Here is a 14,998-nt window from a genome sequence, read left to right as displayed (position 1 = left end):
GTTGTTCTCCTATTTCTTCTTTCCGCCAGTGACGTACTGGTGGGCCCAATAATTGATTAGCATGCCGGCCACCTGGGTGGTGGGCTGGGGGCGCAAGCCCTGGTTGTCGTAAATCTGCAAAACTACGATGATGATCGCCTTGCTGGGGTCTTCCTTGCTTTCGGCGAATCCCATGAACCAGTCGTAGCGGCCCTTGGGGTCGGAACCGTCCAGGGAGCCTGTCTTGCCGCCGATGTTCAGGGCGTTATAGTTCTTGCGGGCCATGTGCCTGGTGGAGATGTTCTTGCGGGCGGTGCCGTGGGTCACGGAGCGGATCATGGCCTGACGGAGTCCGTAGTAGGTGTTTTCGCTGAACTTGTTCACGTCCAGGGCCAGGCGGGTTTTGGGGGCGTAGCCGTCGAGGTCCGGGGTGGTGGACCAGGGGATTTCAAGTGGCTTCTTCATGAGGATGGCGCGGACCTGCGCGGCGGCCTGTAGGGGCGACAGCGTGGTGGCTTCGGTGAAGCCACAGCTGGCTTCGGCTAGCCCGTAGCCAGTGTCCGGCGGCGTAAAGCTGGACCTGCCCGGAAGTCCTGCGGCGTAGTTCATGTTGTAACCCAGGTTGCGGGCGGCGGCCTTAAGCTTGCCTGCTCCCACGTTCATGCCGATGAGGGCCAGGGGCGGGTTGTAGGAATGGGCGTAGGCGTCCTGCATTTCTACGGTGGGGCCATGATAATTCTGGGGAACCCTGAGCTGGTTCTTGTAAAGATGGTGGGCGCGGCCGATGAGCGGGATCGAGGTGTTCAGGGCGTAGCGGTTGCTTTCCATGGCGGCGGCGATGGTGATTGTCTTTGCCAGGGAGGCGGCGGGGAAGGTGTTGCGGGTCAGGTAGTCCGGCTGGTTCTGGACAGCGTTGTTCTTGCGTTCGCCCCAGGCCATGATTTCGTTGCTCTTGGCGTCTACGATCAGGATGATGGCGTTTTCGGGCTTGAATCGACGGAGCAGGTTGTCGATCTTTTCGGCCATGAACACGTCTTTCTGGCTCTTGATGTGGGCGCTGTCGATGATTTCTACGGCAGGCGGGTTGGATGGGGCGATTTCTGCAGTTACCGCCATCTGTGTATTTTCGATGTCTTCGGCGGTGGGCCCTTCGAACATCTTTGCGGATTCAGACGGACCGGCTGCTTTTATCTCTTGCGCCTGATTGCCTGCGGCAACTTCTTCCTTGTTATAATCGTTAGCGGGCTCTGCCTGAGTCTCCACCTTTAACTCGGCGGCTTCCGCCCCGGAAATCTTGTCTTTATAGATACACGAACCGATGCCTGCGCAAATTCCAATGAAAACGAAGATGGCGATGGCGCGGTTCCTCATGCGCACGGCGTAGGGGAGGCGGTCCTGGGTATCGACGTAAGGTTTGATGGTCATTTAAACGTTCTTCACAAATATCGTTTTTCGGTAGTATTCCAGTTCGGCGATGCTTTCGCGGATGTCGTCCAGGGCCTGGTGCTTTTCCATCTTCTCGAATTCGGGGAGGTTGGGGTACCAGCGGAAGGTCAGTTCCTTGATGGAGCTGACGTCGACGTTTCGGTAGTTGAGCCATCCGGAGAGCTTGGGCATGTACTTGTAGAGGAATCGGCGGTCCTGGGTGATGGAGTTGCCGCAGAGTACGTTGCCCCGTTCCTGGGTAAAGGGCTTGATGAAGTCCAGTGTCATTTTTTCGGCGTCGGCTACGGTGATTTTCGATTTGCGGCAGCGGTCCACCAGGCCACTCTGGGTGTGGTGGCGGGTGTTCCAGGCGTCCATGCCTTCGAAGATGTTTTCGGTCTGATGAATTGCGATGACGGGGCCTTCGGCCAGGATCTTCAGGTTTCCGTCGGTCACGATGGTTGCCACTTCAAGGATTACATCCTTTTCTGGGTCCAGCCCGGACATTTCCAGGTCCATCCACACGAGGTTCGGCGCACTTTTAATTCTTACCATAGCGGGGGCAAATGTAGATTATTGTTTGTCAATGCTTTGGAAACGTTTTTAAAGGTGGCGTGGTTTTGGCGTGGTGACCGAAAATGGGGCTGCTTCAATCCTAATGTAAGATTTCTGTAAGTTTTTTATTATAATTTTTTCGCGGTCTCGCCAATGGTGTGACTTTAATCAACAAAATGAAATTTCTACATTTGGTAGTAGTTAACTGACTCAAATCTTAACCTTTGGGAATATATGGAAGAAGTTGTAATCACTGGTATGGGCTGCGTTTCTGCCCTTGGTAACTCTCCCGACGTTCTTTGGGACAGCCTCCTCGCAGGTAAGTCCGGCATCACCCCGATCACTCGCTTTGATGCAACCAACTTTACCACCAAGTTCTCCGCTAGCGTGAACGAATTCGTTGCTGACGAATACTTCAGCTCTCGCGACCAGTCCCGCTACTCCCGTAGCATCCAGTATGCCGTTTACTCTGCATACAAGGCCCTGGCCGATGCAGGTGTCGATCCTGCTGCAGAAGATCCCAGCCGCGCCGGTGTGATCATCGGTTCCGGTATCGGTGGCATGAAGATTTACACCGACACTTGCGTTGCCTATGCAACTCGCGGTCCTAGCCGTGTGTCTCCGTTCTTCATTCCCATGGCTATCACCAATATGCCTGCCGGTGAAGTTTCTAACCGCATTGGCTGGATGGGCCCCTGCTTCGCAGTGACCTCCGCTTGCGCTACTTCCAACCACGCTATCGCTGCCGCCTACGACGCTATCCGTCTGGGCCGTGCCGACATCATGCTGGCTGGCGGTGCCGACGAAACCGTGAACGAAGTTGCTGTTGCCTGTTTCTGCTCCATGAAGGCTCTGTCCAAGCGTAACGACGATCCGACCACCGCTTCCCGCCCGTTCGACGTTGACCGCGACGGTTTCGTTATCGGTGAAGGTGCTGGCGTGCTCGTTCTCGAAAGCCTTTCTCACGCTCAGAAGCGTGGCGCAAAGATCCTCGCCCGCGTTGCCGGTGTTGGCATGAGCGCCGACGCTCACCACATGTCCGCTCCTCGTGAAGACGGTGAAGGCGTTCGCATGGCTATCGAAATGGCTCTCCGCGATGCTAAGATTTCTGCTTCCGACGTTGGCTACGTCAACACCCACGGTACTTCTACTCCGCTGGGCGACGTTGCTGAATGCTCCGCTCTCGAAAAGGTCTTCGGTCTCCGCGACACTCTGAAGATCAACTCTTCCAAGTGCATGATCGGTCACGCTCTCGGTGCTGCCGGTGCTCTCGAAGCAATCATCACCATCAAGTCTCTCCAGAACCAGATGATCCACGCTACCACCAACGTGTTCAACCAGGACGAACGTATCCACTTCGACGTTTGCGCCAACAAGAACACCTGCCACTCCTTCCGCTATGCCATGTCCGATGGCTTCGGCTTCGGTGGCCACAACAGCGTCGTGCTCCTGGCTAAGGACTAATGAGACCGCTCGGCCTTTTGGCCCTTCGGCTCAAATCTGATTTTAGGAAACCTCTTGGCTTATGCCGAGAGGTTTTCTATTTTTGCAGCCCGATGAAAAGAGTGTTGAAATATATGCTTGCCGGTGTGCTGGCTGGAACTGGTGCGGCTCAGGCCGACAGCTTCCTTGGTCCCATGACCTGGCGAGATTCCACCTGGGATTACCGCTCCGAGGATCCTCAGGAAAATCACGAGTTCAGTGCCCTGAAGCTGACGGGCGTGGCCTCTACGACCCTGATCGCCTACGGTGCAGCCTACTGGCTTGTCTTTGACAAAGGCTGGTGGGGCGAGAACGGCAACGATTTCCACTTTGAAAACGATTTTGACTACGCCTTGAACCTGGACAAGCTGGGGCATTTTGCCTCGGGTGTGGCTCTGGGCGAATTCTTCTACGAAGGTTACCACTGGGCTGGTGTCTCGGAATTCTATTCCTACCTGTTCGCAGGTCTTTCTGCCATGTCCACCCATATCGCCATCGACATCAAGGACGGCTTCGCTCCCAGCTGGGGTTTCAGCATCTTTGACGTTCTGTCCGGGTCCCTTGGCGGTTTCTTGCCTATGGCAGAACGCTATGTTCCGCTGTTCAAGTATGTGGACCTCAAGTGGAGCTACTGGATCAATACCAAGGTTTACTACCGCCAGGACCACCAGGCTTCAGACGGCATCTTTACCGACGACTACGTGAACCAGACTTACTGGGCTAGCTTCAAGCCTTACCGCATGCTGCCCGCCGCAGCCCGCGCCTATTACCCCAGCTGGCTTGCCATTGCCGTGGGTCTCAGCATTGACGAGGGTGTCTTCATCAAGCATTACGAGGGAACGCCCCATCGCGAAGTCTACATCGCCCTGGACTACGACCTTGAAGCCTTCCGGCCCCAGAGTCGTCTGGCCCGCCAAATTGTGCGTTACTTGAACTACTTCAAGTTCCCGGCTCCCACGGTGCAGGTTTACCCCGAAGTCCACTGGTACCTGATGTACCCCATCAAGTTTTAAAAAAAAAACGGGGCGAATTTAGTTATTTATCCTTTGCATTGCAAAATGGGGAAAGAAATATATCTTTAGTTGCATGAATAAAATTTTCGTTCCCTTTCTTTGCTTCTTCCTGCCCACTTTAGCAATATCCGTGCCTGTCACGGGTTCTTTTACGGATTCTCGAGACGGTCAGACCTACAAAACCGTCAAAATTGGCTCAAAAACGTGGATGTCCCAGAATTTGAACTTTAAGTCCGAAGGGAGTGCCTGTTACGATAACAGTGACGAAAACTGTAAAAGGTACGGCAGACTGTATGCATTTTCATCCGCTGTAAAATCCTGCCCCCGAGGCTGGCATCTGCCCGATAACGACGAATGGACCATGTTCAAACGCTTTATCGAAGATAGCGACGGAAAGGAAGAAGCATGGGTCAGCCTAAAGTCCAGGGACAAATGGGACGGCTCCGACCGTTATGGTTTCGACGTGGTTCCGGCAGGGAAGGCTACGGATGAGTTTGTAGATCTGGGTGTGTCTGCCCATTTCTGGAGCGCTACCGAAGAAGATGGTGATGCCTTTGGTTGGCATCTGGCTCCTCCGGGGGACTTTTCCAGGGATTTCGATATCAGCACCAATATGTACTCGGTGCGTTGCCTACGCGATTAGCGTGAGCGTCCTTTTTACTTGAATTTGGCTGTGTAGGTGGCCCCGGCCGATGCGTAGACAAAACGGGGATTCTGGGCGGATCCATCTTCCCATTCTACGAAGATGCCGCCGTTTCCGCTGGCTGTCAACTTCATGGGGTGACCGTTAAAGAAATTGCCTGTGTAGCTCTGGCTGGGCAGGGCAATATCATCTAGCAGCACTGTTCCCAGTCCTGTGGCGCTGATGGTCGTCTTCACCAGGGATTCAAGGCCAAATTCGTTCTGGAATTCCTGGATGACCTTGCTGTCCCTGCTGCGGGACCAGGTCTTGAGGCAGGAGCCCGTATATTCAAATCCGTTGTTGCAACTGTTGGTGTACCATAACTGAGCCCTGGGGAATTTATTCATATCGCGGGTAATATCGGAAATGGGCATGGTGGATACCATCTTGTCGACAGCGGTTTCAACCTTTGCGGAATTGACAAAACTGTTGTACAGGACGGCAGCCCTGTTTATGAAGGTGCGCCTGAAGTTCTCGTTCTTGATAATGTTGTTGTACAGGTTGTGGAAGCAGAGGCTGTTGCTGGACTTGTAGCAGGATCCGCTTGTGGTTCCGCCGTTCTTGATCCATGTAAATATGTTGGTGCTCTGGCCAAAACCGCTAACGTTCCAGGTCCAGTCAAAACCGTGGTCGATGTCGAAGGCCATGAACTTCCAGGGCTGTTCTACGGAGTGCCAGGCACGAAGGTTGTTGTTGGGCCAGTCTCCGTTGTGGTAGTAGATTTCTGCCGCCATGTAGTCAACGTAGCTGGCGATGTCCAGCATGGTTCCCAGGGTGATGTAGTTGGCGTCTATGGTCAGGTCGTTATTGACGGCGTAGTTCAGCATGCTGATGTAACCTTCGCTGGTACCACCGCTGGCGCTGATATCCGTGTTCGTATGCTTGATGACGTCCACGCCCTTGGAATCGATTCCGTAGTTGGTCTCTACGAAATGTTCGTTCAACTTTTCACGCATGTCGTGAATGCCGTAATAGACTCCGTTATAGAAAACCACCACCTGGCGAGAACGCTGGTAATCCACATGGGTCCCTTCCAGCAGGCTTACGGCCATGGGGTCTTCGATGTAGTCGCTGACAAAGCGGTTGCCGTTGTTGCGGAGGTTGAATGCCTTGAACTTTTTCTTTTCGGGGCGGGTGTCAAAAAGCGGGTACTTCAGACGGCCGTCCTGGTATTCCTTGCGCATGGCGATCGAAACGGATTTCTTGATCTGGTTTCGGCTCCAGCCGCCCATGATGGAAATCCCGGCGTCAATTTCGAAATCCTTCTGGGTGGAACGGCTGCCGTTGGCGAAGTATTCGACATGTACCGGGTACTCCACGTCTTCCCAGAACTTGGCGGAGTAACAGGGGTCCGGGGAACACTTGGGGGCCGCGACGTAACCGTTGAAATATTCCGGAGCCACGCTGATGGCCACTACGGGCATCGAAATGGTTTCGTTGATAAAGTAGGTCTGGGTTTCCTTGGCGACGATGTCGTTACCGATAAATTCGTAGCAGCGAACGGCAGTTGTAGAAGAGATGTTCTTGTTGCTTGCCTGGGCCGTGGCACTGGTGGGTTCGGAACCGTCGTAAGTGCAACGGATCACACCGCCATTCTTCGGGGTAGGGGCGGTCAGGGTAAAGGCTGAGTAGAATCCTGCCGGCGGAAGGGCTGAGGCCGGAGTCTCGGTTTTCTGCGACGAGGAGCTTGCCTGTGATGCAGATGATTTTGGGACGTCAATAGAAGAACTGCTAACCGGTTTGACGGAACTGTCAGATGAATCCGTCTTACTGTCAGAAGATTTACCGCTGGCTATCGAACTGGAGGATGTCTTGAACGGAGACATGTCTGAACTGGACCTGAAAAGGTCGGAAGGAACATCGATGTCTACCGGATCGCCTAGAACACCGTCCTTGATGGAAACGGTAACGATTTCTTCGTAGTTTTCGCTAGAACAACTTGCGAATAGGAACGAGATAACCGCCAGTGACGGTATCAGGGAGAGAATGCTCTGGCGAAACTTTAAATGCATACATTTAATTTAATTAATCCCTCAGACAGCGGACTCCGGCTGTTGTGCCTTTATCGGCGTACGAGGGGGTAAGCGTCGTCAATTAATTATGAGGTATGAATTACGAGTTATGAGATTTAGCTACGCGGCGTAGCCGCCAAATTTTAACCTCGAAGCGAGCCCCGCGAGCGCCCTCGAACCTCGTGCCTCATCAACAATTTCTATCTTCTTTCTTTGGAGTGAACAAATGAAACGATTGCTACCATTTGCCCTTGCCCTGTTCGCGGCAACCATGTTCTTTACCGCCTGCGGTGACGACGACAGCAGCAGCTTCGTTGAACCGGAAAAGGAATCCTCGTCTAGCGAAATCCTGAGCAGCGGCGACGGGACCAGTGACGGCAATGGAGACAAATCTAGCAGCAGTGTCTCGTCTTCGACTACGAACAGCTCTTCCTCTGCGAAATCAAACTCGTCTACAGGAGACAAGAACAGTGGCGGTGAGTCTAGCCCAGCCTCGTCAAGCGTTAAGTCGAGCAGCTCAGAGGAGGGTGGTGGTGATGACTTGGATGGGACAAGTAGCTCTAGTGAAGTTGTGTTTATATGCGAAGAAGGAGAGACACGAAGGAATAGTGGCGTTCGAGAGGTCTGCCAAGGAGGCTATTGGGTTCCGGCCTCCTCCAGTTCGGCTGTGCCGACCAGCAGCTACTTCGATATGACGGAACAATTCAACGAGAAGGTGTCTTACGGCGAGTTCTCCGACCCGCGCGACGGACAGAAATACCGTACGGTTGAGCTAAAAAAAGGCGTGTTCATGGAATCCTACACGGTTTTCGCGGAGAATCTGAACTATGGCAAGATGGTTTCTGGAGGATCTGTTCAGGGAGACTCCTCTAAGTACTGCTACGATGATGACCCGTGGTACTGCGAAAATGGATGGGGTGGACTCTATACTTGGAGCAGAGCCATGAATTTCCCCGCCGTATGCGACAGCGTCTCCATTGCTTCGGAAAAATGTCCGAATAAGTTTAATCTAGAAAGCGATAATGAAGAATTTAACGGAAAGTATTATTTTGTCCAGCATCAAGGTATATGCCCGGAAGGATGGCATATAATGAATGAAAATGAGTGGGTTGAAATATCCGAAAAGAGTAGCCGTGATGTCGCCCTCTACATGGGCTCAAAGGTCGCTGGTTTTGGCAACAACAGCTATGGGCTGTCAATACTGCCTGCTGGGTATTGGTTGCGTTACGAAAATAACACCACTCTTTATAAACTTATAAAGGTACAGACGTTTTTCTGGTCGCCGCAGCAATCAAATGATTATCCTGAAAAAGCGCATCTCATCTCAATTGATTCACAAGAAATGGCTCGTCTTAGCGAAGAGCCTAAATCAAAACGAGCGTTTTCTGTTCGCTGTGTAAAAAACTACTAACTATAACAAGATTTTAAACAAATTAACAAAGCCTTTCCTTTGAAAGGCTATAGGGGTTATGTGTCTAAACTCAACAAGAAGAACAAAAAGTCCAAGAAAAACCGTAACAATTACAAGATCGAGTCTCTTGAACCAAGACTCTTGATGTGCTCGCTGCGTAAAAATGATGCTCACATATAAATTTTTTATTTTTCAAACGAGTTATGACAAGGATATTTGAATGAACCTGCTCAGAATTTTTTGCCTTGCCCTGTGCGCCATGTTGACTTTCTTCTTTACCGCCTGCGGAGGCGACTCCGGGAGTGGCGCAAGCGACGAAATTTCCGTGAACTCGAGCGACGACGAAGGCCTCGACGCCGCCTCCAGCACAAGTGTCACAGCTGGCGAAGCCAAGGAATCCAAGAAGAGCTCCTCGAGCAAGGGAAGCTCCGCAAAATCGAGCGAAAGTGCCGCCTCCAGCAGCAGTGTCATCCCCGGCACCGACTGGGGATCTAGCAGTTCTGTGGCGGCATCGTCGGGAGCGGTTAGCGATGTCGGGATTAGCTCGAGCAGCTTTGTGCTGGTAGACTCGCTTTGCGACAGCGAATATGAAGGATGGTCTCAGTATTTCATGAAAACAGGTCAAACTTATTTTTGCATAAACGGTCACTGGATTCTACAATCCAGCAGTTCTGTTGCCCGTTCGAGCAGCAGTAGCAAGTACTACGACATGAGCGAGCTGTTTGTGAACGACCAGGGCTACAGCTACGGCGAGTTCACCGACCCGCGCGACGGCCAGGTGTACAAGACCATTCGTTATTGGGCGGGATATACAAATTTAGATTCCATAACTTATTTTGCGGAGAACCTGAACTACGGGAAGATGATTGATGCCGGGGCCCAGATGACCGACTCCACGAAATTCTGCTACGACGACGACCCGTGGTTCTGCGACAACGGCTTCGGCGGGCTTTACACCTGGGCTAGCGCCATGAATTTCCCTGCCGCCTGCGACAGCTTTGGCATTGGCACAAGCAAGTGCCCGATGGAGTTTGATTTGATGAGTAATCCTGTATCTTTCTACAAAAATGGAATTACGTATGTCCTCCATCAAGGAATATGCCCCGAGGGCTGGCATGTGATGAATCAAGAAGAATGGGGCTTGATTATGAAGGGAAGCATATCGCGTAATGGTGCCAATTATTTGGGGGCAGTCCTGTGGGGGAGCAACCAACGCGGATTCTCCCTTCTGCCGGCGGGGGATCTTGAATTACAGAGTAGATACAGTAATGAAAAACAAGCTACTTATCAAAATATAGAAAAATACGCTTGTCACTGGATGCCCGGTGAATACGACAGTGAAGAACATGAAGTGTTAGGCAGGATAGCTTTTGTCGCCAGCAGCTTTATAAACCAACATGCGGGTCTAAAGAAAGTCAACGGGGCGTCCGTCCGGTGCGCAAAAGACTACTAATCGGATAACTCTGTCAAGTTTTTTCGTACGGCCAGGGTCAGATTGCATAAACGCGTTTTGTTAGCTGTATTCTAACTGCAGGCTCTGTCAGTCCAGACTGTATGCTGCAAACCTACTGTAAATATGCTTTGGCGCCGAAGCTAATAAACAGCCTTGAAATGGCGTTTCTGGAGTAAAAATGCAGTTTTCGACAGGCTGACAAAACGGACTTTTTATGCTGGTTGCTCAAATGTGTATGGGGTGACTTGACAGAGCCTTTGTTAAAGTGTATTTTTGTGCAGTATGGATTTGCTTTCTAAACTAGACGCAGAACAGCGTGAGGCTGTTGAAAATACCGAGGGCTTTATTCGTGTGATTGCCGGGGCTGGTTCCGGCAAGACCCGCACGCTTACCCATCGCTATCTGTATCTGGCTAGGGAACTGGGGATTTCTCCATCCAATATTCTTTGCGTTACCTTTACCAACAAGGCCGCCGGCGAAATGAAGAACCGAATCCGCACCATGCTCAAGGGCGACGATTCCGGTTATATTTCCACCTTCCACGGTTTTTGCGTACAGTTCCTTCGCGAAGATATTCATGTGCTGAATTATCCCAAGGAATTCATGATTCTTGACGAAGACGATCAGAAGACCTTGCTAAAGAAGTGCTATGCCGAACTGGGCCTGCACCTGAACGACCTTAAGATCAGTAGCGTCATGGATTTCATTGGCGGTCGCAAGGCCAACGAGGCGGATTATGTTTCCCTGTTTGCCGACAAGGATGCCGAAGGCCTTTTGGAATTGGTGGAGGCTGCGCCTGATAAGTGGCATCGGGTTTATTACCGCTACCTATATGAACAGCGCAAAAATTTTGCGCTGGATTTTGATGACCTCATTCTGGTAACGCTTTATATTCTGGAACGCTTCCCCGAAAAACGGGAGAAGTGGGCCAAGCGCATGATGTATGTGATGGTGGATGAATTCCAGGATATTGACGGTCAGCAGTACCGCCTGGCGGAACTGCTTTGCAGCTACCACAAGAATCTTTTTGTTGTGGGGGACCCGGACCAGACGATTTATACCTGGCGGGGGGCCGATGTCAACCGCATTCTTGATTTTGACCGCCACCACGAAGGCTGCAAGACAATCCTTCTGCAGAACAATTACCGTTCGACGCCCTCGATCCTGAAAATCCCGGATTCTGTTATCAAGAATAACGAGTTCCGTATTCAGAAGGTGTTGAAGCCCACCAGGGCCGGCGGCAAGACGCCTGTGTTTTACCACGCCAAGAACACCCGCAAAGAGGCGGAATGGATTGTGGAACGGATCAAGCAGGCAATCGATAACGGCGTCAGTCCCAAGGATATCGCAGTCCTTTACCGTATGCATTCCCAGTCCCGCTCTGTAGAAGAAGCGCTGATGTCTTCGGACTTGCCTTACAAGGTTTACAGCGGTATCGGATTTTACCAGCGCCAGGAAGTGAAGGATGTGCTTTGCTACTTGCGTATGCTGGTATACGGCGACGACTTGAGTTTTTTGCGTGTGGTGAATACGCCCAAGCGCATGTTTGGCCCTAAGAAGCAGGCTATCTTGCAGAATTACGCCACTAGCCGCGGGCTGAATCTTTACGATGCCCTTCTAGAAATTTATGTGGCCGCCGAGGCGGAAAATGCCGCCGTCGAAAATGATGCTGTAAAGCCTGACCTGGATTGTGCCGCTTTCATGGCCCGCACCAAGGTGGGCGAGTTCGTCAAGCTGATCGAGAAGTACCGCGGGTTTTACCGCGATATGGCCGTCAGCGATGTGCTGACCAAGATGCTCCGCGAAACCGGCTACGAAGAAATGCTTCGCCTGGATGGTGACGAAGACCGCCTGGGTAACCTTGCCGAACTTAAGCAGGGCGTCATGGAGTTCGAAAAGAACTTCGAAGAAGATGCTACCCTTGATGAATACCTCCAGAACATCGTGCTGTTCACAAATAGCGATGGCTTGGGGGATGGAGCCGGCGATGGGGCGGGCGGTTCCTCTGACTCATCCGCTGAATCTGCAGAAGTCCGCAAGGATAAGGTTCAGCTCATGACCATCCACAACGCCAAGGGCCTGGAATTCCCTTATGTGTTTGTCTGCGGCCTTAACGAAGGCTGCTTCCCGGTAAAGCGTGTCAAGAACAAGGCTCAGCTAGAAGAGGAACGCCGTCTGGCCTATGTGGCTCTGACCCGCGCCGAAAATGTGCTGTGCATCAGCGATTCCGAAGATAGCGCCGGTGGCGATGTCCAATGTCGCTACCCGTCACGGTTCCTGCTGGAAATGGATATGGACGACCTGGATGTGGTTCAGGGTTTTACCGAGGAATGGTACCGCGCCGCCAAGGAACATATTGCCGAGGTGGATCGCAACCGCGAACTGGGCGAGAATCTGGATGGCGAATCCGGTGTGGATGGTGTTGTCGGCAAGAAAGCTCCCATTGCCAAGTTTGGGGAAGGGGACCGTGTCGTTCACAAGATTATGGGGGCGGGTACCGTGGTTGGTGTCGATGCCGAGAACTTATACTACGAAGTCAAGTTCGATAAGATTGCGACTCACAGGGCAATTCAGTTCGATTACCCCCTGCAAGCCGAAGAATAGATCTATTCACTCCAAATTAGGCCAAAAATACCTTTTTTTAGATGATTTTCCTATGAAGTTGATTGGAAAATGTTCCCACGGATATTTTTTTATTTACTTTAAAACCGATGAAACGATTTTTTGAATGGTTGCGCAGCTACATCCTGTATGCTTGTATTGATCCTAGGGAGTTTCCCAAGATTAAGACGGCTATGGACCGTAATAACCAGGCGGCCCTTCATGCTTTTTCAAGGATCGCGGTGGTGCTGTTTGCTACGGCCCTGTTGCTTTCCCGTTCATTCCAGATTGAAGTTAAGATTGACCAGAATTTCGGTTACAGTTTTGGCCTGGTTCTATCGCTGATTATTTTCTTCGCCAACTACTATCTGGTTCCCCGCAAGCCCAGGTTGCTGCCTTGGCTGATATACCTGTTTGACTGTGTTCTGTTCGGCTTTGGATTCCTGTTGGCCTTTGTATGTTCGCCAAACCAGCTGACCATTTCGCTTTTGGTCATGTTCGCCATCGTGCCCATGTTCTTTACAGACCGCCCTTATCGATTGGCGATCCTGTATTTCGTTTTGGAATTGCTGTTCATTCATCTTGTGAAGATTTTCAAGCCCGCCGAAATGGTGAATCTTGAAATTGTGAACATGGTGGTCTACAGTAGCGTGGGCTTGATTCTTGGAACCTACATGACCCGAATGAAGCTGGAACGTTTTGTGTTTGAGTATCGAGTTAATGAATTGACGAACCAGGAACAGCTGACGAAATATTTGAAGTCCATTTCCAATATTTACGTTACCATGTATCATGCAGACCTTGATACCGGGATGTTCATGGAACTTCGTAATGATGTAGATGCCCTGAAGCCTTATGGTGCCATGGGCCCTCATGTGGAGCAGATGTTACATCATGGTGCCTTGCAGACTGTGGATCCCGATTTTCTCGAAAACGCAAAGAAGTTCCTGGACTTAGGGACTTTGAAGGAACGTCTGAAAGGGAAGACGACCATTACTCATGAATTCCTTTCGCAGAGCGGGATGTGGTGCCGCGCCCGTTATGTGAACGTGGACTTTGACAAAAAAGATGAATTGCCCCGCTACGTGATTTTTGCGGTGGAAAATATCAGCGAACAGAAGCAGCGTGAAAAGGCCTTGATTTCCCAGGCGGAAACCGATGCCATGACTGGCCTTTACAACCGCAACGGTGGCGTTTCCAAGATCAAGGAAAAGATGCACGACTGCCTGCAGGGAATGCTTTGCCTGTTTGACATAGACAAGTTTAAGTCCATCAACGACAATTATGGCCACCAGGCTGGTGACAAGGTGATTGTGGCTGTAGCCGATGCCATGCAGAGGGCCTTTCGTGACGTCGATGTGCTGCTGCGTCTAGGTGGCGATGAATTTATGGTATTCCTGAGCAAGGTGACCAACGAGGAGTTGGGTGCACAGGCCATTGGACGATTCTTTACGGAACTGAATAAGGTCTCTATTGAAGGCCTTGAAGATTACAATATTGCCGTAAGCCTTGGTGCCACCTTCTTTAGGGGCGGCAAGGTTGACTTTGATGACCTTTATCGACAGGCCGACGACTGTACCTACGAAAGTAAGAAAATCGAGGGCCGTTCCTTTACCTTCTGGCGCGGCTGATTAAAGTCCGATTCCGAATGCGATGGCGCCCATGAGGATGCCTGCGTAAATACCGCCCAGCAAGTCATCTGCCATGACGCCCCATGCTCCGGGGAAGGCTTCGAACTTGTGGATACCTAGGGGCTTCAGGATGTCGAAGAATCTGAACAGTCCGAAGGCCACTGCAAGGGTCCAGGGATGGGCGAGTATACTTGCATTAGAAATAAATGCTAACGACATGAAAATGCCGCAGACTTCGTCAATGACAATCCAGCCCGGATCTTCGGTCTGCGTATCCTTCATGGCCTTCTTGACAAAAGGGATGGCGGCGAAGAATACGAAGATGGCGGCGATAAGGAAGGCGCTGTTCAGACCGGCGGATGTTCCGCGGATGCCCAGGTCGGGTGTGCCGATTTTGGCAAATAGCAATGCCATGGGGTAGGCGACGATGGCGGCGGCCAGGCTTCCCATGGTGCCGGGTGCCTTGGGGCTCATGCCCGAACCGAAAAAGGTGCAAATCTGTGCGGAGATGAAGTCGGTACCGCGCCACTGGTGAGGGACGCGCTTCTTGCCATATTTTTCTTTAAGTTCTTCTTTGTTCATAATTTTTAGGTATCAGGTACGAGGGCGGAGCCTGCGGCTCCTTTCAGCTAAATAATCGCGCCGAAGGCGCCAAAGTTAGGTATGAGGTATCAGGTATGAGGTCGGAGCCTGCGGCTCCTTTCAGCTAAATAGTCGCGCCGAAGGCGCCATATTTTAACTCATAACTCATAAC

Annotated in this window: 11 protein-coding genes; 7 read left to right on the top strand and 4 right to left on the bottom strand. The window is 51.6% G+C overall.

Annotated features, from left to right (window positions below):
* Positions 1 to 9 precede the first annotated feature (9 nt).
* Both MMG03_RS10305 and orn read right to left on the bottom strand, forming a co-directional pair.
* Positions 10 to 1,404: a penicillin-binding transpeptidase domain-containing protein gene (locus MMG03_RS10305; protein WP_249506210.1), complete on the bottom strand. Its 1,395-nt coding sequence runs from the start codon at positions 1,402 to 1,404 to the stop codon at positions 10 to 12.
* Entirely contained in the window at positions 1,405 to 1,950 is a 546-nt protein-coding gene (gene orn / locus MMG03_RS10300) for an oligoribonuclease (protein ID WP_073160531.1), read from the bottom strand.
* 243 nt (positions 1,951 to 2,193) lie between these two features.
* On the opposite strand from orn, the gene fabF reads away from it, so the two are divergent.
* The 3 genes from fabF (at position 2,194) to MMG03_RS10285 (ending at position 5,097) form a co-directional block, all read left to right on the top strand.
* Positions 2,194 to 3,423: a beta-ketoacyl-ACP synthase II gene (fabF, locus tag MMG03_RS10295; protein WP_249506209.1), complete on the top strand. Its 1,230-nt coding sequence runs from the start codon at positions 2,194 to 2,196 to the stop codon at positions 3,421 to 3,423.
* A gap of 92 nt (positions 3,424 to 3,515) precedes the next feature.
* Entirely contained in the window at positions 3,516 to 4,454 is a 939-nt protein-coding gene (locus tag MMG03_RS10290) for a YfiM family protein (RefSeq protein WP_249269337.1), read from the top strand.
* A gap of 73 nt (positions 4,455 to 4,527) precedes the next feature.
* Positions 4,528 to 5,097, top strand: a complete 570-nt coding sequence (locus tag MMG03_RS10285; protein ID WP_073160505.1) for a fibrobacter succinogenes major paralogous domain-containing protein — start codon at positions 4,528 to 4,530, stop codon at positions 5,095 to 5,097.
* Positions 5,098 to 5,111: 14 nt separating this feature from the next.
* Here the strand turns inward: MMG03_RS10285 and MMG03_RS10280 are convergent, their stop codons facing one another.
* On the bottom strand, positions 5,112 to 7,148 hold the full coding sequence (locus MMG03_RS10280; protein WP_249506208.1) for a CotH kinase family protein: 2,037 nt from the start codon (positions 7,146 to 7,148) through the stop codon (positions 5,112 to 5,114).
* Between the two features lie 226 nt (positions 7,149 to 7,374).
* Here MMG03_RS10280 and MMG03_RS10275 point away from each other — a divergent pair, with 226 nt between their 5' ends.
* The 4 genes from MMG03_RS10275 (at position 7,375) to MMG03_RS10260 (ending at position 14,244) form a co-directional block, all read left to right on the top strand.
* A complete protein-coding gene (locus MMG03_RS10275; protein ID WP_249506207.1) occupies positions 7,375 to 8,559 on the top strand; it encodes an FISUMP domain-containing protein in 1,185 nt (394 codons plus the stop codon).
* 220 nt (positions 8,560 to 8,779) lie between these two features.
* Positions 8,780 to 10,012: an FISUMP domain-containing protein gene (locus MMG03_RS10270; RefSeq protein ID WP_249506206.1), complete on the top strand. Its 1,233-nt coding sequence runs from the start codon at positions 8,780 to 8,782 to the stop codon at positions 10,010 to 10,012.
* A gap of 282 nt (positions 10,013 to 10,294) precedes the next feature.
* Positions 10,295 to 12,616, top strand: coding sequence for an ATP-dependent helicase (locus MMG03_RS10265; RefSeq protein ID WP_249506205.1), 2,322 nt, complete (start codon positions 10,295 to 10,297; stop codon positions 12,614 to 12,616).
* Positions 12,617 to 12,723: 107 nt separating this feature from the next.
* Positions 12,724 to 14,244 (top strand): diguanylate cyclase, encoded by a 1,521-nt coding sequence (locus tag MMG03_RS10260; RefSeq protein ID WP_249506204.1) that lies wholly within the window; start codon positions 12,724 to 12,726, stop codon positions 14,242 to 14,244.
* On the opposite strand, the gene MMG03_RS10255 is transcribed toward MMG03_RS10260, so the two are convergent.
* Positions 14,245 to 14,826 (bottom strand): phosphatidylglycerophosphatase A, encoded by a 582-nt coding sequence (locus MMG03_RS10255; RefSeq protein ID WP_073161399.1) that lies wholly within the window; start codon positions 14,824 to 14,826, stop codon positions 14,245 to 14,247.
* Positions 14,827 to 14,998: the final 172 nt, after the last annotated feature.

This window comes from Fibrobacter sp. HC4, assembly GCF_023373925.1.
GTDB lineage: Bacteria > Fibrobacterota > Fibrobacteria > Fibrobacterales > Fibrobacteraceae > Fibrobacter.
This window is presented reverse-complemented; position numbering and strand designations above follow the sequence as displayed.

Coding starts and splice junctions, on each gene's coding strand:
- MMG03_RS10305 (WP_249506210.1), bottom strand. CDS start 1,404: ATGACCATCAAACCTTACGTCGATACCCAGGACCGCCTCCCCTACGCC.
- fabF (WP_249506209.1), top strand. CDS start 2,194: ATGGAAGAAGTTGTAATCACTGGTATGGGCTGCGTTTCTGCCCTTGGT.
- MMG03_RS10290 (WP_249269337.1), top strand. CDS start 3,516: ATGAAAAGAGTGTTGAAATATATGCTTGCCGGTGTGCTGGCTGGAACT.
- MMG03_RS10285 (WP_073160505.1), top strand. CDS start 4,528: ATGAATAAAATTTTCGTTCCCTTTCTTTGCTTCTTCCTGCCCACTTTA.
- MMG03_RS10280 (WP_249506208.1), bottom strand. CDS start 7,148: ATGCATTTAAAGTTTCGCCAGAGCATTCTCTCCCTGATACCGTCACTG.
- MMG03_RS10275 (WP_249506207.1), top strand. CDS start 7,375: ATGAAACGATTGCTACCATTTGCCCTTGCCCTGTTCGCGGCAACCATG.
- MMG03_RS10270 (WP_249506206.1), top strand. CDS start 8,780: ATGAACCTGCTCAGAATTTTTTGCCTTGCCCTGTGCGCCATGTTGACT.
- MMG03_RS10265 (WP_249506205.1), top strand. CDS start 10,295: ATGGATTTGCTTTCTAAACTAGACGCAGAACAGCGTGAGGCTGTTGAA.
- MMG03_RS10260 (WP_249506204.1), top strand. CDS start 12,724: ATGAAACGATTTTTTGAATGGTTGCGCAGCTACATCCTGTATGCTTGT.
- MMG03_RS10255 (WP_073161399.1), bottom strand. CDS start 14,826: ATGAACAAAGAAGAACTTAAAGAAAAATATGGCAAGAAGCGCGTCCCT.